Here is a 24542-nt window from a genome sequence, read left to right on the forward strand (position 1 = left end):
GGTTCCTCTTAGAAGCTCTTGTTCAGCGCCAGCGATACGATCCGGCCGATCGGGTTGGTCAAGGTCGGGTCGAAGCCGCCGCCGCCGTTGGTGCTCTGGCCGATGTTCACGAACGGCGGCTTGCGGTTGAACGCGTTGACAACGCCCAGCGACACGGTGGTTCCGCCCACGCCATAGACCTTGTCGTCGATCTGGTAGGACAGGCGCAGGTCGATGGTGGTGTTGGACGCGACCTTCTGCGCCGGCGAGGCCAGGTTGTTGGTGTAGCCGTTGGTGTAGTTGACGTAGCCATTGGCGTACCACGGGCCGCTGTTCCAGGTACCGGCCAGGCGCGTCTTCAGGCGCATCGGGTTGAAGATCACGTTCAGGTAGTCGACCATCGGCGCGCCCGGCGAGTTGGCCACCTTGTAGCGGGTGAAGTAGGTGCCCGAAAGGCCGACGCCGAAATCGCCGAAGTCGTCGGTCGGGAAGCGGGTGCTGGCCTGGAAGTCGATGCCGTCCGTGAGCGAGGAGCCGAGGTTCTTGTTGCGGCCATCGATGACCAGGGTCCAGGTCGATGGCAGCACGCCGCTGGAGAGCACGTTGTTGGCGATCAGCTGCGACACCAGGGCCGGCGACGGATTGCGGGTGATGATGCCGGTGCCGGCCAGCTGCGCTTCGCGGCCGAGCAGGGTCAGGTCGCTCAGGTAGCCGGTGATCTGGTTCTCGTACTTGATGTCGAAGAATGTCAGGCTGACCTTGGTGTTGTGGCCCCAGGCCGGCTCGAAGTCCACGCCCAGCGAGCGGGTGCGCGCGGTTTCCGGTTTCAGGTCCAGGTTCGGGCCGTTGTAGGCCACGCCCACGCGCAGCGCGCCGCCATTGGTCGGGTCGGCGTAGTTCTGGACGTACAGGCCGCCGACGCCGCCGTTGGCATAGCCGCGGATCTGGGTCAGGCCCGGCGCGCGGAACGAGGTGCCGTAGCTGCCGTGGACCGTGACGCCCTTGACCGGCGCCCAGTTCAGGCCCACCTTCGGGTTGTGCGTGTAGCCGACATCGCTGTAGCGGTCGACGCGGCCGGCCACGTCGAGGTCGAGCTTGTACACGCCCGGCAGCTGGTTCTTCTCGCTGACCAGCGGCGCGGCCAGCTCGGCGTACACCGAGTTCACGCGGCGCGACTCCTCGATCATGGCCGAGGTGGGCGCAGCCCAGGTGCCGCCGATCTGGCCGCCCTCGCCCTTGGTGCTCTGGCCTTCGTAGCCGACCGCGGCGCGCAGCGCGCCGCCCGGCAGCTGGGCCAGCGGGCCGTCGGCCTTGAGCTGGACGTCCTGGTAGGTGGTCTGGCCCGGCGAGATCGAAATCTTGTTGGCGATCGAGTCGAGCACGGCCCGCGAATTGGGGCCGCCGAACACGTTCAGGGCGGTCGCGGGATCGGTGCTCGCCAGCGCCGCGGTGAGCGCCGCGCTGTTCAAGCCGTGCACGGTGGCCGCCTGGTCCTTGTCGCGGCCCCAGGTGTACAGCGCGCCCGCCTTCCAGCCGCCGGACAGGTTGATGTCGGCGCCGAAGGTCAGGTTGACGGCGCGCGAGTAGCCGACGTTATTGTTGAACGGCTCCTGGTTCAGGAACGAATAGGCGACGGTCTCGGAGCTGCCCGCCGGCGCACCGGCCGGGCGCACGTAGAACGGGTTGGCGCTGGGGACGGTCACGTTCGAAGCAAGCGCGCCGGACTGGAAGTCGTAGCCGCGGCGGGTGATGAAGCCGTCGGCGTACAGGCTGATGCCATTGCCGACGTCCTGGTTGAAGGTGAACATGCCGCTGTCGCGCTTCTGCTTGGGCAGGATGTCCTGGTACTGCAGGTTGTCGCACTTGTTGACGGTGCCGGCCGCCAGCTGGCCGGCGTTGGCCTTGGTCACGCCGCCAGCCGGGATCGCGTAGTTGGTGCCGCTGATGATGATGTTCCCCGGCGCGCACTGGGTCGAACGGAAGTCGCCGCCGCCCTGGGCGGTCAGGTCGCCGCGGAAGAAGTCGCGGTCCTGGCCGTTCAGCGAAGTATGCTCGTCGTGCTGGATCGCGACGGTGGCCTGGCCGCCCTTCCACTTGTGGCCCCACAGCGCGCCGGCCTGCTTTTCGTTGTAGCCGTCGGCGGTGCCGTAGCGGGCCATCGCTTCCACGCCCTCCACGTTACGGCGCAGGATCAGGTTGACCACGCCGGCCACGGCGTCGGAGCCGTAGATGGCGGAGGCGCCATCGGCAACGATCTCGACGCGCTGCAGGGCCAGGGTCGGGATGATCGAGGGGTCGATGCCCGAACCGGTGGTCCCCTGCGGCACCGCGCGGTGGCCGTTGATCAGGGTGAGGGTCGCGTACGGGCCGATGCCGCGCAGGTTGACCGAGGAGCCGTAGGTGATGTTGCCGCTGCCGCCGGCCTGGCCGCGCGAGCTGTCCGACACGCCCAGGTTGGCAACTTGCGGCACTTCCTGCAGCATTTGCGCGGTGCTGACCGCGCCGGAGGCTTCGATGTCGCCGCGGCCGACCGAGACCACCGGCGAACCGACCGGCGCCATGCCGCGGATGCGGCTGCCGGTGACGACGATCTGTTCGACCGGCTCGGCAGCCTGCTGGACGGCGGCCGGCGCCGGCGCTGCCGCTTGCGCCTGCTCCTGCGCCTGGGCCGCACAGGCCGCGCAGACCAGCGCGACGCCCACGGCGATCTGGGTAAGTTGTCCGAACTTGCGCGAAGCGTTGCGCTCCGCCATCCTAGCTGCTGCCATTGTCGTCTCCTCCACGCTTGTCGGCGTGCGATGTTTTATGAAAGGTGCCCCGGACTGCGATCTGCTTACTTCCTGAAACTAATGCTTATAGATTATAAGCATCTTGACCGGAACGCAAGCGCAACTTGGCTCTCGCGGGACACCTCCCATGGCTGTATTCGCTGTAAAATCGAGGAACAGCAGGGGGAAATGCCGGGCTCCCCTCTTCTTATGCCGAATTTATATATCAGCTTTATTCATAACCTTGAACGATAATACTGCAGAACGCGGCGTGACCGCGACGAATCTGACGATCCGCCAGCTCGAGGTGTTCGCGATGGCCAGCCGCTGCACCAGCTTCTCGGAGGCGGCCAAGCGCCTGGGCATCTCCCAGCCCTCGCTGTCGGCGACTGTGGCGAAATTGGAACAACAGCTCGGGCTGTCCCTGTTCGACCGCAGCAGCCGCTCCCTGCGCCTGACCGCCCAGGGCCAGCGGATGGCCGTGGTGGCCGGCGACCTGGTACGCAATTTCGAGGAAGCGGTGCGCAGCCTGGACGACGTCGCCAGCACCCGGCGCGGCAGCACTTCGCTGGCGGTGGTGCCCTCGGTGGCCGCCGGGCTGGCGGCGCAGGCGCTCACGCTGTTCTACGAGGACTATCCGGACTTCCTGGTGACGCTGCACGACACGCCGGGCGCGCAGGCGGCGGCGATGGTCAACGACCGGGTGGTCGATTTCGGGATCTTCGCGCGGCCGGCGGAGCCGAGCGACCTGCTGATGGAATCGCTGCTGCACGATCCCTTCGTGGTGGTGTGCCGCAGCGACAGCCCGCTGGCCGGGCGCAAGTCGGTGGGATGGGGAGACCTGGCCGAGATACCGCTGATCGTGGGCGGCATCGGGCGCCTGCGGCGCGACATCGAGAACGCCTGGCTGCAGGCGGGCCTGAACCTGCGGCCGCGCTTCGTGGTGGAGCAGATCCGCACCGCCCTGGCGCTGGTGGATGCGGGACTGGGCGTGACCCTGATCCCGCGCCTGCACCAGCTGGAGGCGCGCCAGGCCGGGCTGGCCACGATCCCGGCGCGCATGCCGCTGGAACGCGAGCTGGTGATGGTGCGGCGCGCCGACCGCGTCTTGCCGGCGCCGGTCGAACACCTGATGGCGTGCTTCCGGCGCGCGGTGCTCAGCGCGGAGGAAGGCGCAGCGCCCCGTCGAGGCGGATCACTTCACCGTTGAGCGAAAGGTTGGTGACGATATGGGCGGCCAGGCGCGCGTATTCCTCGGCCTTGCCCAGCCGTTTCGGGAACGGGATCGAGGCGGCCAGCGAGGCTTGCACTTCCTCCGGCAGCTTGAATAGCAGCGGCGTCAGGAACAGGCCCGGCGCGATCGTCATCACGCGCACGCCGAACTGGGCCAGGTCGCGCGCCAGCGGCAGGGTCAGCGAGGTCAGGCCGCCCTTGGACGCCGCGTACGCCTCCTGTCCCACCTGGCCGTCGTAGGCTGCCACCGACGAGGTCAGGATGATCACGCCGCGCTCGCCGTCTTCCAGCGGCTCGGTGGCGACCATCGCGGCCGCCGCCAGGCGCACCATATTGAAGGTGCCGATCAGGTTGACCTGGATGACGCGGCTGAACTCCTCCAGCGGCATCGGGCTGCCGTCGCGCCCCACCAGCCGCTTGGCGCCGCCGATGCCGGCGGCGTTGACCAGGATGCGCGCCGGACCATGGGCCGCGCTGGCGGCATGCAGCGCCGTTTCAACGCTGGCGCTGTCGCAGATGTCGCAGCGCAGCGCAAGGCCGCCCACTTCCGCCGCCAGCGCCTGCGCCAGTTCGTAGTTCACATCGAGGATCGCCACTTTGGCGCCCTGCGCCGCCAGTTCGCGCACGGTCTGCGCGCCCAGCCCCGATGCGCCGCCGGTGACCAGCGCCGCTTGTCCTGCTAATTTCATGTCCAGCTCCTTATTGGGTTGAATCCGGGTTCTCGAGCAGCAGCGCGATGCCCTGGCCGCCGCCGATGCAGGCCGAGGCCACGCCGTAGCGGCGCCCGCTCTCGCGAAGCGCGCGCGCGGCGGTGATGGTCAGGCGCAAGCCGGTGGCGGCCAGCGGATGGCCGATCGCGATCGCGCCGCCGTTGACGTTCAGGCGATCCTGGTCCAGTCCCAGCTCGCGCGCCACCGCCAGCACCTGGGCGCCCTGCGCCTCGTTGATCTCGAAGATGCCGACCTGGTCGAGCGCGATGCCGCTGCGCTCGAGCAGCAGGCGGATCGCCGGCGCCGGGCCGATGCCCATGATCTCGGGCGGCACGCCGGCGACGGCGGCCGCGGCCACCCGCGCCAGCGGGCGCTGCGAACGGGCGCGCGCGACGGCCCCGCTGGCGACGATGGCGGCGCCGGCGCCATCCACCAGCGCCGAGCTGTTGCCGGCGGTCTGCACGCCGTTGGGATAAAGGTTGCGAAGGCCGGCCAGCACCTCCACCGGCGACGGGCGCACATGGGTGTCGACCGACAGCTCCTTCTGCTTGCCGGTGATGCGGATGGAACGTGTGGCGTAAGCTTCCAGCTCGAACTTCTCGTTCACCATGGCGACGATTTCGCCGGCGTGGAAACCGCGCGCCTGCGCCGCCACCGCGCGCTCGAAGGAACGGGCCGCGTAGGCATCCACTTCCTCGCGCCTGATGCCGTACTTGACGGCCAGGTTCTCGGCCGTCTGCGGCATGGTGATGCCGGGCGCCGGGTCGATCAGCGCTTCCCACATATAGTCCTGGAACTCGACTGGCGCGCCCAGCTTGAAGCCGGTGCGATGGCCGAAGGCGGCGATCGGGTTGCGCGTCATCGACTCGGTGCCGACCACCAGCGCGGTGTCGGTATAGCCCAGCTTGATCTGGTCGGCCGCCTGGCGGAACAGCTCGAAACCGGTGCCGCAGATGCGCTGCACGTTCAGCGCCGTCACATGCTGCGGCACACCGGCGTACAGGCCAATATGGCGCGCGATCATGTACTGGAAGCAGTCGCCCGGCGCCATGTTCCCGGACAGGACCGAGCCGATGCTGTCGGCAGCAACGCCGGTGCGTTGCAGGATTTCGCGCGCCACCTTGATGCCAAGGTCGGTCGGCGACACGGCGCCCAGGCCGGTGCAATAGTCGACGAAGGGCGTGCGCACGCCGTCGAGCATCCAGACGTCGTCATATTCGGAATAGAAGGACATGTTCGCTTCCTGCTCAATTGGGTTGGATGAAGAACGGCGCATTGCCGTCGTACAGGGCCTGCACCAGCATGGCGCGGTGGGTCAGCATGGCGCGCTGGTTGATCGAGCCCTTGTCGGTGATTTCGCCGCGGTCGATGTTCGGCACCTCGTGCATCAGGCAGGCGCGCTTGACGCGGGTGGCGCTGCCGGTGCCCTGGTCGTGCATCTGCTGGACCAGGGCGCCAAAGAAGCCGCGCACGGCCGGCGCGTCCAGCACCTCGGCGTTGGTGGCCGCCTCGCCCAGGGCGGCCAGCTCGCGGCACAGCGCCAGGCGCGGGATGATCATGAGGCCGATTTCGCCGCGGTCGTGGCCCGTCACCACCACGTCCTGCAGGTAAGGCGCGCCGGCACGGATCACGCGCTCGCGCAGCGGGCCGACGCTGACCCAGGTGCCGGTGTTGAGCTTGAAGTCCTCGGCCACGCGGCCGTCGAACACGAAGCCCAGTTCCGGCCGGGCCGGATCGCGCCACTTGACCGCGTCGCCGGAGCACAGGAACCCCTCGTCGTCGAACATGCCGGCGCTTTCCTCCGGGGCGCGCCAGTAGCCCGGCGTGACGTTCGGGCCGCGGTAGCGGATTTCGGTCTTGTCGCCGTCCCTCACCAGCTTCACTTCCATGCCGGGGCAAGGCGTGCCCAGCTCGCCGGCGCGCGCTTCGTTACTGAGCACGAACAGGGCGCAGGGCGCGGTCTCGGTCATGCCCAGGCCGGTGGTCATCACGATGCGCTCGCCGCATTCGGCTTCGGCGCTGGCGTGCATCTGGTCCCATACCGGCTGCGACAGCGCGGCCCCGGCGTAGAACTGCAGCTTGAGGCGGCTGTAGTAATGGCGGCGCAGCCCGGGATCGCGGCCCAGCGCCTGCGCCACTTCTTCCCAGCCCTTGGGCACGTTGAAGTAGATGGTCGGCGCCACCTCGCGCAGGTTCTGCAGGGTGATGCCGATGTGCTGGGGCGTCGGCTTGCCGTCGTCGATGTACAGGGTGCCGCCGTTGAACAGCACCAGGTTGACGTCCTTGCTGCCGCCGAAGGTATGGTTCCAGGGCAGCCAGTCGAGCAGCACCGGCGGCTCCTCGGCCAGGAAGGGCCAGCACTGCAGCAGCATCTGCTGGTTCGAGCACAGCATGCGCTGGGTGGTCACCACCGCTTTCGGCAGCTTGGTCGAGCCCGAAGTAAACAGGAACTTGACGATGGTGTCCGGCCCGGTCGCCTGGCGCGCCGCTTCCACCGCCGGCGTCGGCTTCGTCGCCAGCAGGCTGGCAAAACTGGTGGACTTGCGGCCGGCCACCTCGCCGCGCGCCAGCACCAGCTCCACGTCCGCCGGGATCGCGGCCGCGATGCCGGGTCCGAACGCGGCGCCGTCGGCCGCGAACACCAGTCCCGGCTGCAGCACATTGACCACATGGCGCAGCTTGTTGTAGTCGCCCGACTGCAGCGAATAAGCCGGCGACACCGGCGCATACGGCACCCCGGCGTACTGGCAGGCCAGCGCCAGCTGGGCGTGTTCGAGGTCGTTCCCGGACAGGATCAGCACCGGCCGTTCGGCCGACAGGCCGCGCTCGACCAGGGCCTGGCCCAGTGCCTGGGCGCTCTTCAGGGCATCGGCGTAGCTGAGGTGGCGCCACGCGCCCTCCTCCTTGCGCGCCATGTAGCTGCGATCGGGCGCGGTGGCGGCCCAGTGCAGCAGCAGGTCGGTGGTGCGGTCGGCGTAGCGTTGGAGCGGCGCCCTGGCGCTGACGTAGGTGGCGGCCGGCGTTTCGCGGACCTCCACGTCGGCCAGGGCGAAGTTCACCGGACGGTAGCGGGCTTTCTCGGCCATGATGTCTCCTTGTCTTTTTTTGACTGGCCGTGTCAGCCTGCCTGGCGCACTTTATTGGCTTTGGCGTCGAGGAAGGCCGCCAGCCGCTTCTGCGTATCGGGGTCGCTCGCCGCCACCGACGCCATCAATGCCTCGGTCATCAGGCCATCCTGGATTGACTGGTCGGCGATGCGCGGCAGGACGTGCATCACGCCGAAATTGGTCATCGGCGCATTGGAGGCGATCTTTTCGGCCAGCTCCATCGCCTTTTGCAGGCCGCTGCCCGGCTCCACCAGATAGTGGCTGATGCCGGCCGCGTGGCCTTCTTCCGCCGACAGCACCCGTCCGGTCAGCATCATGTCGGTCATGCGCGACACGCCGACCAGGCGCGCGATGCGCACCGAACCGCCGCCGCCCACGAACAGGCCGCGCGAGCCTTCCGGCAGCGCATAGAAAGCCGAGGTCTCGGCCACCCGGACATGGCAGGCACTGGCCAGCTCCAGGCCGCCGCCCACCACGGCGCCGTGCAGCAGTGCCACCACCGGCACCCGGCCGAAGGCGATGCGCTCGAAGGCGGCATGCCACATGCGGGAATGGAATACGGCTTCGGTAGTGTTGTTTTCGCGGACTTCGGACAGGTCCAGGCCCGCGCAGAAGGCCGGGCCGTCGCCGACCAGCACTGCCGCGCGCGCCGATTCCGGCAGGGATTCGAAGCAGACCTGCAGCTCGCGCACCAGGTCGTCGCTGAGCGCGTTGCGCTTGACGGACCGGCACAGGGTGATCTTCGCCACGGCGCCGATCATTTCGATGCTCAACAGCGGGGTATCCGGTTTCTGGCTCATTTTATGGTTCTTCCTTAAAAATACAGGTCGTTCTTAATGGTTATATCTTATAACGATATTGTTGCGGTTCGCAAGCGGTTTGGTTATTATGCATAACTATTACCACATATATAGAGTTGGAGATTTCCATGCAAGTCATCAGCGCGGATGCAGCGGCATCCTTGATCAAGGACGAGTCCACGGTTTTCCTCGGTGGCCTGGCGATGATGGGATTGGCAGAGGAAGTGCTGGTCGCCCTCGAACGCCGCTTCCTGGCGGACGGCCATCCACGCCAGCTGACCACCTGGGCCTGTGGCGCGATTGGCAACAGCGGCACCGGAGGCATGGTCCATTTCGCCCACAAGGGCATGATCAAGCGCACGGTCGCGGGCCACTTCGGCCAGACCGGCAAGGAACTGATGGGGATGATCTACGCGAACGAGGTCGAGGCCTACAACTTCCCGCAAGGCTCGCTGTCGCACCTGACCCGCCACATCGCCGCCCGCACCCCGGGCCTCCTCACCAAGGTCGGCCTGGGCACCTTCGTCGATCCGCGCCAGCAGGGCGGCAAGCTGAATCCCTCGGCGGCCGAGGACCTCGTGCACCTGGCCGAATTCGGCGGCGAGGAATGGCTGCACTACCCCTGCCCCCACATCGACGTCGCGATCATCCGCGGCACGGTGGCCGATGAAAAAGGCAACCTCACCCTGGACAAGGAAGGCGTGCACCTGGAGCAGTTGCAGATCGCCCAGGCCGCGCGCGCCTGTGGCGGCATCGTCATCGCCCAGGTCGAGCAGGTGGTGCAGGAAGGCAGCCTGCATCCGAAGCGGGTGAAAGTGCCGGGCTACCTGGTCGATTATGTCGTCGTCGGCAAGCCGGAAACCCACATGCAGTCGATCACCACCCAGTTCAACCCGGCACTGTGCGGCGACATCCGGGTGCCGGTCAGCTCCCTCAAGCCAATGGCGCTGGACGAGCGCAAGGTGATCGCAAGGCGCGCGGCGATGGAGCTCAGGCGCGGCGCAATCACCAACCTCGGCATCGGCATCCCGGCCGGTATTCCCGCCATCGCGGCGGAGGAAGGCGTGGCCGACCTGCTCACGCTCAGCATCGAAAGCGGCGTCAATGGCGGCATCCCGGCGCAGGGCGGCGACTTCGCGCTCGCCTACAACGCCGAATCGATCATCGACCAGTCGGCGCAGTTCGACTTCTACGACGGCGGCGGCCTCGATGCCAGTTTCCTCGGCCTGGCGCAGACCGACAACCACGGCAACGTCAACGTCAGCATGTTCAACGGACGCCCCGTCGGCTGCGGCGGCTTCATCAACATCACGCGCTCCACCCCGACGCTGGTGTTCTGCGGCACCTTTACCGCGGGCGGACTGGAGGTCGCCGTTGACGACGGCGCCCTGCGTATCGTGCAGGAAGGCCGGGCCCGCAAATTCATCGAACAGGTCGAACAGATCACCTTCAACGGCGCCGACGCCGCCCGCCGCGGCCAGCGCGTGCTGTTCGTCACCGAGCGCGCCGTATTTACGCTGACCGCCGACGGCCTGGAACTGACCGAGATCGCGCCGGGAATCGACATGGAACGCGACGTGCTGGCCCACATGGGTTTCCGCCCCATCATCCGCTCGCCACGCACCATGGACGCCGGCCTGTTCAAGGAACACTGGGGTGGCCTGAAGGCCGCGCTGCTGGCGCAATGATCCAGGCCATGCACACGGCATCGGATGGTTTTCCGGCTAATCTTTTTGGCCTATAATCGTTTCCTTTTGAAACGATAATCCGCCATGGCCACCCGACAAAATGTGAAGCTCGCCAGCGCGGTCCAGGAGGCCGCGGGGCAGCCGCTCGACCAGAGCCTGCTGCTCAACCTGGTCGGCTACAACTGCCGCCGTGCCTACCTGACCATCATCCCGCTGTTCGAAGAGCGGATGAAAAAGTTCAACCTGCGCGCGGTGGATTTCACCGTGCTCACGCTGCTGCACGCAAATCCCAACATCACGCAAAAGCGCCTGTCGAAGGCGGTCAACGTGTCGCCGCCCAACCTGGCGATCCTGCTCGACCGGCTGGAGGAGCGCGGCCTGGTCATGCGCCAGCGCAATCCGCTGGACAAGCGCTCGCAGGCGCTGGTGCTGACCGCCGAGGGCACCAAGCTGTGCCTGAAGGCGGAAAAGACGGTGACCGAGCTCGAACTCGAGGCCACCTCGATGCTGAGCGATGCCGAGCGCGCGCAGCTCGTGTCGCTCCTGCAGAAAATCTTCATCCGCGAGGAAGAAGCGGAAGGCTGAGCACACGGCGGCCTGCTGCTGCTTTTTTAGGCAAAGTAAGGGGAGGCCCACAACCACGGGCTATCCCGCAAAGCGCACCCTGCAATTTCCGGCGCTTATCCACATTTTTTGTGGACAATCCGGCTCCAGCGCATCGGACGCCAGCCGGCGAAACTACAGATCCAGGGTCAGAAATGGCGTCCTGGATCGTGAACAGCACGGCGTGAACTGGTCGTTCGCCGCTCGCTCCTCATCGGTCAGGTACATGTCGCGAGATCCGGCGCCGGCCATCGCCAGGATCGACATGACACCGCCTAGAATCCTAACGAAAACGCGGGAACCTCCAACAACTCGGCCATTGGGCACAAAAAAACCTCTGAAAATCAGAGGCTTTGAAGTTTCCTGGCGGAAGCGGTGAGATTCGAACTCACGAACGGGTTCCCCCGTCGGCAGTTTTCAAGACTGCTGCCTTCAACCACTCGGCCACGCTTCCTTGGAGAACCGGCATTATACATAAACCATTGCTGGGCGGGCGGCTGCACGCTGGCGTCCCGAGCTGAGCTTGCAAAATGGGGTTCCCGCTTGCGCGGGAACGACGATATCGATTTCTAAGCGGTCAACAGCCAGTTCTCGCGCAGGCCAAGCTCGAAATCGCCGGCCGGCAGCGGCTTGGCGTACAGGTAGCCCTGCACCTCATCGCAACCGGACTGACGCAGGAATTCCAGCTGGTCCAGCGTTTCCACACCCTCCGCGATCACGCGGTGGCGCAGCTGGCGGCCGATGCTGATGATGGTGCCGGCGATCGCGCAGTCGCTGGCGTCGTGCGGGATACCGGTGGTGAACGAGCGGTCGATCTTGAGCGTGTTGATGGGGAAGCGCTTCAGGTACGACAGGCTCGAATAGCCCGTGCCGAAATCGTCCAGCGACAGCGCCACGCCCAGGCGGTTGATGCGGTCCATGATGCCGATCACGCGCTCGATATCGTGCATCAGCGTGCTCTCCGTGATCTCCAGCTCCAGCCACGACGGATCGAGCTTGTAGCGCTTGAGCGTGTCCGCCACTCTGCCCGGCAGCGATGGCGTGAATTCGCGCGCGGACACGTTCACCGCGAGCCGCAGCGGCGGCAACCCGGCGCGCTGCCAGATCGCGGCTTGCGCGCAGGCCTGCTCCAGCACCCACTCGCCAAGCTGCACGATCAGGCCCGTGGTCTCGGCCATCGGGATGAATTCGGCCGGCGGAACGATGCCGCGCTCCGGATGCAACCAGCGCACCAGCGCCTCGGCGCCGACGATATGGCCGGTGAGGATGTCGAACTTGGGCTGGTAGTAAAGCGCCAGCTCGCCGTGACCCAGTGCGTGGCGCAGGCCGGATTCGACCCGCATCCGTTCCTGCATCCCCTGGTTCATCTCGGTGCTGTAGAAGGCCACGCTGCGGTCCGGATTGTCGCTGGTCTGCTTGGCGCGCTCCATCGCGATGTCGGCCATGCGCAGCAGGCTCTCGGCGTCATCGCCGTCGGTCGGGTAGACGCTGATGCCGACGCTGGCGCCGACGCGCAGCTCGTGGCCGTCGACCACGAACGGCGCCTCCAGCGCGGCCTGCAGTTTCTGCGCTACCGTGGTGGCTTCAAAGTGCTGGCGGATGTCGAACAGGCCGACCGCGAATTCGTCGCCCGAGAGCCGCGCCAGCACGTCTTCCTCGCGCAGCGCGTCCTTGAAACGCCGCGCCACAAGGCGCAGCAGCTCGTTGCCGATCTGGCGGCCGAGCGTGCCGTTCACCAGCTTGAAGCGGTTCAGGTCGACGAACAGGATGCAGCCGGTGCCGAAATTGCGTTGCGCGACCATCAGCGCCTGGTCGACCAGGCGCGCGAACAGGGTGCGGTTCGGCAGGCCGGTCAGTTCGTCGTAATAGGCCAGGTGGTTGAGGCGTTCCTCGGCCAGCTTGCGTTCAGTAATGTCGGTCAGGTAGGCGATCAGGCCGACCGGCTTTTCCTCCAGGTCGCATAGTGGCGACAGCGACAGGCTGGCCCAGAATTCTTCACCGGACTTGCGCTTGCGCCGCACCTCCATCATGCGGCCGCCGTGTTCGGCGAAGCTGTCCGGGAAGCCGCCCTCTTCGTCCGCGTACAGGAACAGGATGTGGGTGCCGACCGCCTCCAGCGCGGTGTAGCCGAACATGCGCTCGGCGCCCTTGTTCCAGCTGGTGATGTAGCCGAGAAGGTCGGTGGTCAGCACCGATTCATGGATCTGGTCAAGGATCTGCGACTGGTGCGCGAGCTGCCCTTCGACCTGCGCGTAGGCGCGCGTGGCGCGCTGCGCCATCGACTGCACCTGCAGCAGGGTCGCGGTCAGCGCACCGAGGCTCGCCAGTTCGCGCCGCTGCGCGTCGTTGAAGTCGCCCGTCAGTTCGAAGTAGCCGAACTGGATGCCGTCCGCTTCCACCGTTTGCCGCAGCACGCCGCCAAAGGCCTCGGCGGGCGCCTGGCCGTCCAGCGGAATGTAGGCGCCGTGCGGACTGCCGAGCAGCGCGCGGGCGATCCGTCCCAGTTCGTCGACCAGGTTTTCGCCACGTAGGCGCAGCACGGCATCGCACACGGCGGCATTGGCGGCCGCGAAGTCGATGCGCTCGACCCGGTGCTCAGACATTGCGGCCCACCTGTATCGCCCATTGCCAGCCCTGCAGCTGGCTGCGCCACCAGATGTCGGCGGCGATGCCGGCCTGCTCGTGGCGGTCGACATCCGCACGGCTTTCGACCAGCGCCAGTTGCTCGCCCAGCTGTCCTTCCCGTCGCAGCAGCGCGCTGAGTGCGTGCTTCGGCAGGCGCAGGGCGCCGATGATGTCTTCCATCGGAGTGTCGAACAGCCGGTCGAGCAGCGAGAATGCGCCGATCATGAATGCGAGGTCTTGCTGGTCGCGGTCGCCGCCGTGCTCGCGGCACAGGGCTTCCAGCTGCGCGCCGCGCATCGCGGCCAGCGGCAGCAGCAGGTTGGGCGGACCGTCCGCCCGCTGGCGCGCGTACAGCAGCAGCTGCAGCCAGCGCTGCAGCTGGCGCCGGCCCAGCACGTGGATCGCCTGCGAGAAGCTGACGATTTCGATGTCGACGCTGAACGCGGCCGAGTTGACGAGTTTGAGCAGGTGGAAGGACAGCGCCAGGTCCAGCTTGAGCATCTGTTCGAGTTCGCGCGTTTCGGCGTCGCGCGCCAGCAGCGCAAGCAGCGCCAGCAAGCGGCGGCGCGAAGTGCCGTCGTGGCCGGAATCGGGCTGCGGCGTGGTCATCGGGTAGGCGCCGCAGAACCACTCGTAGCCGGCGGCTTCGCATTCGGCGAAACGCGCGGCGTCGCCGACGTTGTAGGCCAGGTGCGGTCCAAACAGCGGCGAGACCGGCGCCGGCGCGGCTTGCGCGCAATCGCGGGCGCCGGTACGCAGGCACGACGGCAGCTTGACGCCTTCCGGCGCGGCGCCGTCGGCCAGCACGCGGTAGCCCTCTCCGGCCAGGCGCTCGGCGGCGCGTGCTTCCGCCTCGCTGGCGAGGACGGCGGCGGGGAAAATGAAGACGACGCGGTTCGGGGGAAGGATGCTGCAGAGTGAAGGCGTCAGCGCCTCCGCGGAATCCAGCGGAAGCATGCAGTCCAGCGGCGCAATGGCCGCCAGCAGGTCCGGTGTGCCGAACAGGGCGCGCAGCGAGTCGGCGACAGCGGCGCGCTGCGGCCGCAATATCAACGCAACCCACTCGTTCTGCGCGCTGGCTACGAACTCATGGTCGACCAACGGGAACCGGGCGGCATCCAATGGAAGCATTGGGCAATTCTCAGTGGATAGTGCGTCAATCTTAGTGGAATGATTATATTAACGCAACAAAAAATGCCGATCAGATGGTGGGGACATATGTATCGTTGCTCGAGTGCATGAACGCACGCTTACAACGGTGAACCGAGATGCTGGACCGCGAAGCGAATCAGCTCCGCCTGGCCTTCGATCCCCAGCTTGCGCTTGATGTTCAGGCGATGGGTCTCGACCGTGCGCACCGACAGCGCCAGGTCGCGCGCGATCTGTTTATTGGACTGGCCGCTGGCGATATGGCGCAGCACTTCCTGCTCGCGCACGGTCAGCTGGTTGTCTTGCTGCGACGGCCGCGCGAGCTGGCGCGCCAGCGCCGGGCTGTAGTAGATCCCGCCCGCCATCACGGTGTCGATCGCCAGCACGATGTCCTTGCCTGGCGCGTCCTTCAGCACGTAGCCGCGCGCACCGGCCTGGATCGCCTGCGTCACGTATTCGAGCTTGTCGTGCATCGACAGCATCAGCACCGCGATGTCCGGATAGCGCCGCACCAGCTGGGCCGTGGCCTCGATGCCGCTGGCGCCGCGCATATTGATGTCCATGAGGACCAGGTTGGCCTCGCCGGCACGTTCCAGCGCTTCGTCCGCGCTGCCGGCTTCCGCCACCACGCTGAAATGCGGCACCGCTTCCAGCCGCGCGCGCAGGCCGTCGCGCACCAGCGGGTGGTCATCGACCAGCAGGATCCGAACCGCCGTCATGCCGCCTCCTTCGCCAGTTCGACGCTGGCCCGCACCACCGTGCCCTGGGTCGACGAATCGATGCGCAAGGTGCCGCCGATCGCGTCCATCCGTTCGATCATATTGCGCAGGCCGATGCCGCGCTGCGGGTGCACGGCCACGCTTTGGGAATCGAAGCCGTTGCCGTCATCGATCACGTGCAGGTCCAGCTTGCGGCCGAGGCGCGTGAGCGAAATGGCGACGCTGTGCGCGGCGGCGTGGCGCTCGATATTGGTCAGCGCCTCCTGGGCGATGCGGAACAGGACCGTGGCCACCACCGGCGGCACGCCTTCGGTTTCGCCCTGCTCGCTGAACTTCACCTCGATGCCACTGTGCTCGGCGAATTCCTGCGCCAGGTGATCGAGCGCGGCGGCCAGGCCAAGGTCGTCCAGCAGCGCCGGACGCAGGTCGTGCGAGATGCGGCGCACTTCGCCCAGCACCTTGTTCAGTTCCTCGGCGGTGCGCTCGAAGCGGGCGCGCGCCTCCTGCTGGTCGGCCGCGCTGCCGGTCAGCTTGATGATGCCGGCCTCGATCTGCAGCTTGATCGACACCAGCCACTGGCTGATCCCGTCATGCAGGTCGCGCGACAGGCGCGCGCGCTCGTGCTCCTGCGATTCGACCACCCGCTGCGCCAGCGCCTTGAGGGTGGCGTCGGCCACGCGGTGTTCGCTGATGTTGAGCAGCAGCCCGCAGCCGCCGACTACCACTGACGACAGGATCGCCAGCCCGGCGATCCACCACATCGTGTCCGCGATATTGGCCGACTCCTGCGCGTCGACCTTGGCCAGCGCGGCGTTGACGTCGTCCAGGTAGATCCCCGTGCCCATCATCCAGTTCCACGTCCGGATCGGCACCACGTAGCCCAGCTTGGCCACCTCCTGCCCGGTCGAGGGCTTGGCCCAGTTGTAGCGCTCGAAGCCGCCGCCCGCCCGGGTGCGCGCCAGCAGGCGCTGGATGGTGGGCGCGCCTTCGGCATCGCGCAGGTTGAACAGGTTGCGCCCGACCAGTTCCGGCTGGCGTGGATGCATCAGGCTGTTGCCCTGCATGTCGTAGACGAAGAAATAGCCGTCGTCACCGTAGCTGAGATTGGACAGGATGCGCATCGCCTCGGCCTGGGTCGCGGCGTCGGACTTGCCGGATTCGACCAGCGGCGCGATCGAGTGCTGGGCCAGCTCGACGTAGTGCTGCAGCTCGGCGCGCTTGGTGGCGAGGTAGGCCTGCTCGATGGTGGCGCGCTGCTGGCGGGCGAGCGTATCCGCCTGCTGGTGCACGAACAGCGCAATGGCGCACAGCGCCACGATGAGCGGCGCGATCGCCAGGAAAATGACCTTTTGCCTGAGCTTCAAGCGTGGATTCCGAATGATTTCTAGCGGTAATTCTACGTCCGAACTGCCGCCAGTGCCTACGTAGTCCTACGCAGATGGCTGCGTAATGATGCGCTTGTCCATGAAAATGGGCTGAAAGATACTTTCCCACAGACTGCCGGGAATGTATGACAGCAACGCTGGTCCAAGGCAGAAAAGATAAAACCATGGAGGAAGACAAATGAAACGACTGACAAGCCAGCTCGGTTGGGCTGCGCTATCGCTCGTGGGCGCGGTCTCGCTCGCCTACGTCGCGCTCAAGCGCGGGGAATCGATCAACGCGGTGTGGGTGGTTGCCGCCGCCGTGTGCGTGTACCTGATCGCCTACCGCTTCTACAGCAAATTCATCGCCACCAAGGTCATGGGCCTGGACCGTACGCGCCAGACCCCTGCCTACAAATTCAACGACGGCCTGGACTTCGTCCCGACCAACCGCTACGTGCTGTTCGGCCACCACTTCGCCGCAATCGCCGGCGCCGGCCCGCTGGTCGGCCCGGTGCTGGCCGCGCAGATGGGCTACCTGCCGGGGGTGATGTGGATCCTGGCCGGTGTGGTGTTCGCCGGCGCGGTGCAGGACTTCATGGTCCTGTTCATGTCGATGCGGCGCGACGGCCGCTCGCTGGGTGACCTGATCAAGTCCGAGATGGGCGAGATCCCCGGCGTGATCGCGCTGGTCGGCACCTTCATGATCATGGTGATCATCCTGGCGGTGCTGGCGCTCATCGTGGTCAAGGCCCTGACCAACTCGCCGTGGGGCGCCTTCACCGTGATGGCGACGATCCCGATCGCGCTGTTCATGGGCATCTACTCGCGCTTCGTGCGCATCGGCCGCATCGGCGAAGTGTCGCTGATCGGCTTCGTGCTGCTGATGGGCGCCATCATCGGCGGCCAGTACGTACACGACTCGGCCACCCTGGCCCCGCTGTTCACCTTCACCGGCACCGAGATCACCTGGATGCTGATCGGCTACGGCTTCGTCGCGTCGGTGATCCCGGTGTGGCTGCTGCTGGCCCCGCGCGACTACCTGTCGACCTTCCTCAAGATCGGCACCATCGTGGCGCTCGCGATCGGCATCGTGCTGGTCGCGCCGATGATGCAGATGCCGGCCCTGACCCGCTTCATCGACGGCACCGGCCCGGCCTGGTCGGGCAACCTGTTCCCCTTCCTGTTCATCACCATCGCCTGCGGCTCGGTGTCGGGCTTCCACGCGCTGATCGCTTCCGGCACCACGCCGAAGATGATCGAGAATGAAGAGCATGCGCGCTTCATCGGCTACGGCGGCATGCTGATGGAATCCTTCGTCGCCATCATGGCGCTGGTGGCCGCATCGACCATCGACCCGGGCGTCTACTTCGCCATGAACAGCCCGGCCGCCGTCATCGGCACCACCGTGCACACCGCTGCGGCGGCAGTCTCCAACTGGGGCTTCGTGATCACGCCGGACGCCCTCACCCAGATCGCCAAGGACGTCGGCGAGAACAGCATCATCTCGCGCGCCGGCGGCGCACCGACGCTGGCGGTGGGCATGGCCAGCATCCTCGCCAACGTGGTCGGCGGCAAGGCGATGATGGCGTTCTGGTACCACTTCGCGATCCTGTTCGAAGCGCTGTTCATCCTGACCGCGGTGGACGCGGGCACGCGCGCCGGCCGCTTCATGCTGCAGGACCTGCTGGGCGCCTTCGTCCCTTCGCTCAAGCGTACCGAGTCGCTTCCCGCCAACCTGCTGGCCACCGGCCTGTGCGTGGCGGCCTGGGGCTACTTCCTGTACCAGGGCGTGGTCGACCCGCTGGGCGGCATCAACACCCTGTGGCCGCTGTTCGGCATCGCCAACCAGATGCTGGCCGGGATCGCGCTGATCCTCGCCACCTCGGTGCTGTTCAAGATGAAACGCGGCGCCTACGGCTGGGTGACGATCGTGCCAACCGTGTGGCTGCTGATCTGCACCCTGACCGCCGGCTGGCAGAAGATTTTCGACGCCAACGTCAAGGTCGGCTTCGTGTCGCACGCCCAGAAGTTCCAGGCCGCGATCGACGCCGGCCAGGTGCTGGCGCCGGCCAAGTCGATCGCGCAGATGCAGCGCATCGTGTTCAACGACTACGTGGATGCGTCGCTGTGCGGCCTGTTCATGTTTGTCGTGGTGGCGGTGCTGTTCTACGGTTTGCGCACCGTGATGGCCGCGCGCGCGGCCGGCAAGCCGACCGCAAAAGAGACGCCGTTCGTCACCGCGCCGCCGGCCGCACAGGTGCAGTGATGATCAGGCAGCTCGCCCAAGCCGGCCGCTACCTCGGGCAAAGCATGCGCCTGATGGTCGGCCTGCCGGAGTACGACACCTACCTCGCCCACATGGAGAAAACCCACCCGGGCGAGCCGGTGATGAGCTACGAGGAGTTCTTCCGCGAGCGCCAGGAGGCGCGCTACGGCTCGGGGAAAAGGCCGAGCTGCTGTTGATGGTTGGGGGATTCGGTCGCCGCCCCCTCGCGGCGCCTACATCCCCTCCACCCGCAAAACCGTCATCCCGGCCTCCGCCGGGATGACGGTTTTTCGTTTTTTGGCCGGCCTTTGACGGGATGACGGTTTCTCTTTTAATGGCCAAAGCCGGCTCGCTCCTTTGTGCCACCGCAAGGCCATTCCCAACGGCAAACCGTATATTTTTCCTGCGGGAATTTGCACTCCCGCAAGGTGGGCCGTGCGCGGCTGGGGCGGCCCGATGAATGCAGGGATTGCGGGTCCGCCATGCCATGCTGAACTTTGAGCGTTCGAGCCTGAACCAGAAACTGACGATCATCTCGCTGCTTTCGACCGGCACCGCGCTCATGTTCGTGTTCGTGGCCTTTGCCGTGACGTCGATGCTGAACCACCGCCACGACGAGGGCATGCAACTGTCCTCGTTCGCCGGCGTGGTCGGCACCAACAGCGTTGACGCCCTCCTCTTCAACGACCGCAACCTGGCCCAGAACACGCTGTCCGCGCTGCGCGCCAAGGACGAGATCTCGGGCGCCGCGCTGTTCGACCGCAGCGGCAAGCCCTTTGCGCGCTACCAGGCGCCCGGCCACGAGCCCGACCCGCGCGCCGGCGAGCCGCTGCGCGGCGTCGACGAGGATGCGCTGCGCGAGGCCAGCGCCGCCGGCAGCCGCTTCTGGTCGCCGCGCATGCGCCTGTACCGGCCGGTGATGAACAAGGACGTGCAGGTCGGCGCGGTGATGATCGAGGCCGACCTGACCACCATGTGGCTCGATATCTTCAAGAGCCTGGGCGTGATCGGCGCGGCGATGGGCGGCTCGCTGGTAGTGTCGCTGGTGCTGGGCGGCCGCTTCAAGCGCAGCATCGCCGATCCGGTGGCCAAGCTGATCGCCGCGGCGCAGAAGGTCTCGGCCAACCAGAACTTCGCGATGCGCATCTCGCACCAGCGCAGCGACGAACTGGGCACCCTGATCGACAGCTTCAACGACATGCTGGTGCAGATCGAATCGCGCGGCGCCGCGCTGGCCCACCACCGAGAGGAGCTGGAACGCCAGGTCAGCGTGCGCACCGAGCAGCTGGAGCGGGCCAAGAACGCCGCCGAAGCCGCGAGCCGCGCCAAGAGCGCCTTCCTGGCCACCATGAGCCACGAGATCCGCACCCCGATGAACGGCGTGCTGGGCATGACCGAGATGCTGCTCTCGACCGAGCTGACCGACAGCCAGCGCAACTACACCAAGCTGGTCAAGCGCTCGGGCGAGCATCTGCTGGTCATCATCAACGACATCCTCGACTTCTCGAAGATCGAAGCGGGCAAGCTCACCATCGAATACATCAACTTCAACCTGTGGGACCTGCTGGAGGACATCCACACGGTGTACACGCCGCAGTCGGAGGCCAAGTCGCTGTCGCTGGATTTCGACATCGCCTACGACATCCCGGTTGCGATCTGCGGCGACCCGAACCGGCTGCGCCAGATCATGGCCAACCTGCTCGGCAACGCGATCAAGTTCACCGAGCATGGCCACATCCTGGCCCGGGTGCGCGTGGCCAGCGAAGACAGCCAGGCCGTCACCCTGCGTTTCGAGGTGCACGACACCGGCATCGGCATCTCGCGCGACGCCCGCAGCCGCATCTTCGAAGCGTTCTCGCAGGCCGACGACTCGACCACCCGGAAATTCGGCGGCACCGGCCTCGGGCTGGCGATCTCCAAGCAACTGGTCGAGCTGATGGGCGGTGCGATCGGCGTCGACAATGGCCGGCCTCAAGGTTCGGTGTTCTGGTTCACGGTACCGTTCGACAAACGCCGCGTCGACCCGGACGCCCCGGGCGACCACCAGCACACCCTCGAAGGACTGCGCGCCTTGATCGTCGACGAACACCAGAGCAGCCGCATCGGGCTGCAGGAGCATCTGGCCGCGTGGCAGGTCAGCTCCGACACCGCCGCCGGCAGCGACGAGGCCCTGGCGCGCCTGCGCGCCGCGGCGCAGTCCGGCGCGCCGTACGATGCCGCCATCATCGACATGGAGCTCACCCACGGCAGCGGCTTGCTGCTGGCCGCCACCGTCAAGGCCGATCCGGCCACGCGCGCCACGCGCCTGCTGCTGCTCAGCCCCGACCGGCTGGCCGCCGACCCGGTGCAGCGGCGCGAGGCCGGCGTCGCCTACCAGCTGATCAAGCCGGCCCGTGCGGCCGATTTGTTCGCCTGCCTGGCCACGCGCCCGCGCGGGGCGACCGCACCGGCGCCGCAGTTCGTGCCGCCGCCGGAACTGCCGCGGCCGATCGCACGGGGCCGGGTGCGGCGCGTGCTGCTGGCCGAGGACAACCCGGTCAACGTCGAAGTCGCGATGGCCATGCTGGAGAGCCTGGGCCTGGCCGCCGAGTGCGCGCGCAACGGCGAACAAGCGCTGCAGCGGGTGCGCCGCGGCGAGTACGACGCGGTGCTGATGGATTGCCAGATGCCGGTAATGGACGGTTTCGCCGCCACCGGCGCGATCCGGCGCGAGGAGCAGGAGGCCGGGCGCGGCCGCACCCTGCCGGTCATCGCCATCACCGCCAACGCGCTGCAGGGCGACCGCGAAGCCTGCCTCGCCGCCGGCATGGACGACTACCTGTCCAAGCCATTCACGCAGCAGCAGCTGGCAGCGGTGATCGGCCGCTGGATCGCGCTGCCGCTGGCGGCCACCCGCCACCACGGCGACGAGGCGCCGACCCTGCCGCCGGAAAGCGTCGAGGTGATCCACCGCGACGTGATCAACCGCGCCGCGCTCGACAACATCCGCGCCCTGTCGCGCGACGGCGGCGACGCCCTGGTGCAAAAGGTGATCGCGGCCTACGTCGGCGACACCCCGCAGCACCTGCAGACCCTGCGCCGCGCGATCGCCGGCGCTGACAGCGGCAGCGTGCGCAAGGTCGCGCACAGCCTCAAGTCGGCCAGCGCCAACGTCGGCGCCCAGCAACTGGCCCAGCTATGCAAGGAGCTGGAGCACCTCGGCCGCGCCGAGACCACCGAGGGCGCCGCGCTCATCCTCACCGACATGGAGCAGGAGTTCCAGGCCGTGCGCCACTCACTCAACGCCCTGCTGACCGAGAAGGAAACCTAGCATGTCAGCCACCTCCAAGAAACGCGGCGTCGTGCTGGTCGCGGACGACGACCCGATGATGCGCCTGCTGATGCTCGAAATGCTCGGGCAGGTGGGGCTGGACGCGATCGAGGCCGAAGATGGCGTCCAGGCGGTCGAGCGCGCCGCCACGGCCAGGCCGGACCTGATCCTGATGGACGTCGACATGCCCTATGTCGACGGCTTCGCCGCCTGCCGCGCGATCCGCGACGACGCCGCCGGCGCCACGGTCCCGATCATCATGGTCACCGGCGGCGACGACATCGAAGCCGTCACCAGCGCCTACGAAGCCGGCGCCACCGACTTTGTCTCCAAGCCGATCAACTGGCCGATCCTCGGCCACCGCGTGCTGTACGTACTGCGCGCCAGCGACGCCATCGCCCGCCTGCGCATCGCCGACGCCCAGAACCGCGCCGTACTGGCGGCGATCCCCGATACCTTTTTCCGACTCAAGCGCGATGGCACTTACCACGCCGGCGCCAGCTTTTCCGACAGCGACTGCGCCGGCCGCCGCGTCTTCGAGGTGCTGCCACGCGAGATCGCGGACCGGCTGATGGAGCAGATGGAAAATGTGCTCGCGACCCACCAGATCCGCGCAGTCGAATATGAGCTGGTGCACGACGACGAGACCCAGCACTTCGAAGCGCGCCTGGTGGCTACCAGCTCCACCGAGGTGCTCGGCCTGGTGCGCGACATCAGCGCGCGCAAACGCAGCGAGGAGCAGATCCGGCGCCTGGCCTACTGCGACAGCCTGACCGGCATCCCGAACCGCCAGGCCTTCCTCGAAACGCTGGAGCGCGAGCTGCACCGCTCGCAGATCGGCAACAAGAAGTTCGCGGTGCTGTTCATGGACCTGGACGCGTTCAAGCGCATCAACGACACGCTTGGCCACAACGTCGGCGACGCCCTGCTCAAGCTGGTCTCGGAGCGGCTGCGCGAAACCACGCGGCCAAGCGACATGGTCTCGCGCGGCGACCAGGCCACCAACCTCGCGCGCCTCGGCGGCGACGAGTTCACGATCCTGATCCCGGACCTCGAAAGGGTCGAGCACGCGCTCAACGTCGCGCACCGGGTCAAGGAAGCAATGCGCCGCCCCTTCCTCATCGAGGGCAACGAGATCTTCGTCACCGCCAGCATCGGCATCTCGCTGTTCCCGGAAGACGGCGACGACTGCAACTCGCTGCTCAAGTTTGCCGATACCGCGATGTACCACGCGAAGAACTGCGGGAAGAACAACGCGAAGCTGTACAGCTCGTCGCTGACGATGCAGATCATGAGCCACGTGAAGCTCGAAGTCGGGCTGCGCAAGGCGCTGCGCAACAACGAGCTGTTTCTGCTGTACCAGCCGCAGATCGACGTGCCGTCGGCCGAAATCGTCGGCGTCGAAGCGCTGGTGCGCTGGCGCCATCCGGAGCGCGGCCTGGTGTCGCCGACCGAGTTCATTCCGCTGGCCGAGGAGACCGGGCTGATCGTGCCGATCGGCGAATGGGTGCTGCGCACTGCCTGCAAGCAGGCCAGGGAGTGGCAGCGCCAGACACACCGCGCGGTGCGCATGGCGGTGAACCTGTCGGCAAAACAGTTCAAGGACGAGAACCTGTCGCAGATCGTGATCTCGGCCCTGCAGGAGACCGGGCTGGAACCGCGGCTGCTGGAGCTTGAGCTGACCGAGGGCACCTTGATGGATGATGCGAAGGCAACGCTGGCAACGCTGGAGCAGCTGCGGCGCATCGGGGTGTACCTGTCGATCGACGACTTCGGGACGGGGTACTCGTCGATGAACTACCTGAAGCGTTTCGATGTGCGCGCGCTGAAGATCGACCGCAGCTTCATCTGCGGACTGCCGCAGGATTCCGAGAACGCGGCCATCACGCGCGCCATCATCGCGATGGCGCATGGGCTCAAGATGGTGGTGGTGGCCGAAGGCGTGGAGACGGACGAGCAGCTGGTGCTGCTACAGCAGTATGGATGCGATCTGGTGCAGGGATATCACCTTGGGCATCCAGTGTCCGCGGAGTCGATCATGCAGCAGTTGGTGGGTGAGGCCGTAGACGTACGCTAACTCAGTTCAAGCAAAATTGGGGTTCGCGCCTGCGCGGGAACGACGAGTTCTTAAGTTAGAGCTAACACAGCTAATTCGTCGTTCCCGGCACTGCCGGAAACGACTTCCCGCGCAAGCGGGAACCCCATTTCTTAAGCAGCA

At 66.8% G+C, this 24542-nt stretch carries 16 protein-coding genes, 1 tRNA gene and 1 pseudogene; 7 read left to right on the forward strand and 11 right to left on the reverse strand.

Features of this window, described 5'->3' with window-relative positions:
• Nucleotides 1-8: 8 nt before the first annotated feature.
• The gene (locus tag NX778_RS21390) at nucleotides 9-2747 is read right to left on the reverse strand and encodes a TonB-dependent receptor plug domain-containing protein (protein ID WP_258813828.1); all 2739 of its coding nucleotides are present in this window, start codon (nucleotides 2745-2747) and stop codon (nucleotides 9-11) included.
• Between the two features lie 271 nt (nucleotides 2748-3018).
• Here NX778_RS21390 and NX778_RS21395 point away from each other — a divergent pair, with 271 nt between their 5' ends.
• Nucleotides 3019-3957 (forward strand): LysR family transcriptional regulator, encoded by a 939-nt coding sequence (locus NX778_RS21395; RefSeq protein WP_258813829.1) that lies wholly within the window; start codon nucleotides 3019-3021, stop codon nucleotides 3955-3957.
• On the opposite strand, the gene NX778_RS21400 is transcribed toward NX778_RS21395, so the two are convergent.
• From NX778_RS21400 to NX778_RS21415, 4 genes are read right to left on the reverse strand one after another with little or no spacing between them, the layout of a single operon-like run.
• Nucleotides 3905-4669, reverse strand: coding sequence for an SDR family NAD(P)-dependent oxidoreductase (locus NX778_RS21400; protein WP_258813830.1), 765 nt, complete (start codon nucleotides 4667-4669; stop codon nucleotides 3905-3907). The genes NX778_RS21395 and NX778_RS21400 overlap by 53 nt on opposite strands.
• 10 nt (nucleotides 4670-4679) lie before the next feature.
• On the reverse strand, nucleotides 4680-5924 hold the full coding sequence (locus NX778_RS21405) for a thiolase family protein (RefSeq protein ID WP_258813831.1): 1245 nt from the start codon (nucleotides 5922-5924) through the stop codon (nucleotides 4680-4682).
• Nucleotides 5925-5937: 13 nt separating this feature from the next.
• A complete protein-coding gene (locus NX778_RS21410; protein WP_258813832.1) occupies nucleotides 5938-7776 on the reverse strand; it encodes a feruloyl-CoA synthase in 1839 nt (612 codons plus the stop codon).
• Nucleotides 7777-7808: 32 nt separating this feature from the next.
• On the reverse strand, nucleotides 7809-8597 hold the full coding sequence (locus NX778_RS21415; protein WP_258813833.1) for a crotonase/enoyl-CoA hydratase family protein: 789 nt from the start codon (nucleotides 8595-8597) through the stop codon (nucleotides 7809-7811).
• 128 nt (nucleotides 8598-8725) lie between these two features.
• Between NX778_RS21415 and NX778_RS21420 the strand changes: the two genes are divergently transcribed.
• Nucleotides 8726-10285, forward strand: a complete 1560-nt coding sequence (locus NX778_RS21420; protein WP_258813834.1) for an acyl CoA:acetate/3-ketoacid CoA transferase — start codon at nucleotides 8726-8728, stop codon at nucleotides 10283-10285.
• 84 nt (nucleotides 10286-10369) lie between these two features.
• Entirely contained in the window at nucleotides 10370-10870 is a 501-nt protein-coding gene (locus NX778_RS21425) for a MarR family winged helix-turn-helix transcriptional regulator (protein WP_258813835.1), read from the forward strand.
• Nucleotides 10871-11023: 153 nt separating this feature from the next.
• Here NX778_RS21425 and NX778_RS21430 read toward each other — a convergent pair.
• From NX778_RS21430 to NX778_RS21455, 6 genes and pseudogenes are all read right to left on the reverse strand, one after another.
• Nucleotides 11024-11122, reverse strand: a pseudogene (locus tag NX778_RS21430) (oxidoreductase); the annotation flags it as partial.
• Nucleotides 11123-11252: 130 nt separating this feature from the next.
• Nucleotides 11253-11342: transfer RNA gene (locus NX778_RS21435), tRNA-Ser, on the reverse strand.
• A gap of 115 nt (nucleotides 11343-11457) precedes the next feature.
• On the reverse strand, nucleotides 11458-13491 hold the full coding sequence (locus tag NX778_RS21440) for a putative bifunctional diguanylate cyclase/phosphodiesterase (protein WP_258813836.1): 2034 nt from the start codon (nucleotides 13489-13491) through the stop codon (nucleotides 11458-11460).
• Nucleotides 13484-14644: an HDOD domain-containing protein gene (locus tag NX778_RS21445; protein ID WP_258813837.1), complete on the reverse strand. Its 1161-nt coding sequence runs from the start codon at nucleotides 14642-14644 to the stop codon at nucleotides 13484-13486. The genes NX778_RS21440 and NX778_RS21445 overlap by 8 nt, the downstream gene beginning before the upstream one ends.
• Before the next feature lie 119 nt (nucleotides 14645-14763).
• Nucleotides 14764-15381 carry a response regulator gene (locus NX778_RS21450; protein ID WP_258813838.1) on the reverse strand — a complete coding sequence of 206 codons (618 nt, stop codon included), beginning with the start codon at nucleotides 15379-15381 and terminating at the stop codon, nucleotides 14764-14766.
• Nucleotides 15378-16745: a cache domain-containing protein gene (locus tag NX778_RS21455; RefSeq protein ID WP_258813839.1), complete on the reverse strand. Its 1368-nt coding sequence runs from the start codon at nucleotides 16743-16745 to the stop codon at nucleotides 15378-15380. Before NX778_RS21455 ends, NX778_RS21450 begins: the two co-directional genes overlap by 4 nt.
• A gap of 199 nt (nucleotides 16746-16944) precedes the next feature.
• Between NX778_RS21455 and NX778_RS21460 the strand changes: the two genes are divergently transcribed.
• The 4 genes from NX778_RS21460 (at nucleotide 16945) to NX778_RS21475 (ending at nucleotide 24401) form a co-directional block, all read left to right on the forward strand.
• Nucleotides 16945-19014 carry a carbon starvation CstA family protein gene (locus NX778_RS21460; RefSeq protein ID WP_258813840.1) on the forward strand — a complete coding sequence of 690 codons (2070 nt, stop codon included), beginning with the start codon at nucleotides 16945-16947 and terminating at the stop codon, nucleotides 19012-19014.
• Entirely contained in the window at nucleotides 19014-19211 is a 198-nt protein-coding gene (locus tag NX778_RS21465) for a YbdD/YjiX family protein (protein ID WP_258813841.1), read from the forward strand. Before NX778_RS21460 ends, NX778_RS21465 begins: the two co-directional genes overlap by 1 nt.
• A 290-nt stretch (nucleotides 19212-19501) precedes the next feature.
• Nucleotides 19502-22324: a response regulator gene (locus NX778_RS21470; protein WP_258813842.1), complete on the forward strand. Its 2823-nt coding sequence runs from the start codon at nucleotides 19502-19504 to the stop codon at nucleotides 22322-22324.
• A gap of 1 nt (nucleotide 22325) precedes the next feature.
• Nucleotides 22326-24401 (forward strand): putative bifunctional diguanylate cyclase/phosphodiesterase, encoded by a 2076-nt coding sequence (locus tag NX778_RS21475; protein WP_258813843.1) that lies wholly within the window; start codon nucleotides 22326-22328, stop codon nucleotides 24399-24401.
• Nucleotides 24402-24542 lie beyond the last annotated feature (141 nt).

The organism is Massilia terrae, from assembly GCF_024753145.1.
GTDB lineage: Bacteria > Pseudomonadota > Gammaproteobacteria > Burkholderiales > Burkholderiaceae_D > Telluria > Telluria terrae.

Bases quoted from the DNA above. Each gene is read 5' to 3' on its own strand.
- NX778_RS21390 (WP_258813828.1), bottom strand. From the start codon at position 2,747: ATGGCAGCAGCTAGGATGGCGGAGCGCAACGCTTCGCGCAAGTTCGGA.
- NX778_RS21400 (WP_258813830.1), bottom strand. From the start codon at position 4,669: ATGAAATTAGCAGGACAAGCGGCGCTGGTCACCGGCGGCGCATCGGGG.
- NX778_RS21405 (WP_258813831.1), bottom strand. From the start codon at position 5,924: ATGTCCTTCTATTCCGAATATGACGACGTCTGGATGCTCGACGGCGTG.
- NX778_RS21410 (WP_258813832.1), bottom strand. From the start codon at position 7,776: ATGGCCGAGAAAGCCCGCTACCGTCCGGTGAACTTCGCCCTGGCCGAC.
- NX778_RS21415 (WP_258813833.1), bottom strand. From the start codon at position 8,597: ATGAGCCAGAAACCGGATACCCCGCTGTTGAGCATCGAAATGATCGGC.
- NX778_RS21420 (WP_258813834.1), top strand. From the start codon at position 8,726: ATGCAAGTCATCAGCGCGGATGCAGCGGCATCCTTGATCAAGGACGAG.
- NX778_RS21425 (WP_258813835.1), top strand. From the start codon at position 10,370: ATGGCCACCCGACAAAATGTGAAGCTCGCCAGCGCGGTCCAGGAGGCC.
- NX778_RS21440 (WP_258813836.1), bottom strand. From the start codon at position 13,491: ATGTCTGAGCACCGGGTCGAGCGCATCGACTTCGCGGCCGCCAATGCC.
- NX778_RS21445 (WP_258813837.1), bottom strand. From the start codon at position 14,644: ATGCTTCCATTGGATGCCGCCCGGTTCCCGTTGGTCGACCATGAGTTC.
- NX778_RS21450 (WP_258813838.1), bottom strand. From the start codon at position 15,381: ATGACGGCGGTTCGGATCCTGCTGGTCGATGACCACCCGCTGGTGCGC.
- NX778_RS21460 (WP_258813840.1), top strand. From the start codon at position 16,945: ATGAAACGACTGACAAGCCAGCTCGGTTGGGCTGCGCTATCGCTCGTG.
- NX778_RS21465 (WP_258813841.1), top strand. From the start codon at position 19,014: ATGATCAGGCAGCTCGCCCAAGCCGGCCGCTACCTCGGGCAAAGCATG.
- NX778_RS21470 (WP_258813842.1), top strand. From the start codon at position 19,502: ATGCTGAACTTTGAGCGTTCGAGCCTGAACCAGAAACTGACGATCATC.
- NX778_RS21475 (WP_258813843.1), top strand. From the start codon at position 22,326: ATGTCAGCCACCTCCAAGAAACGCGGCGTCGTGCTGGTCGCGGACGAC.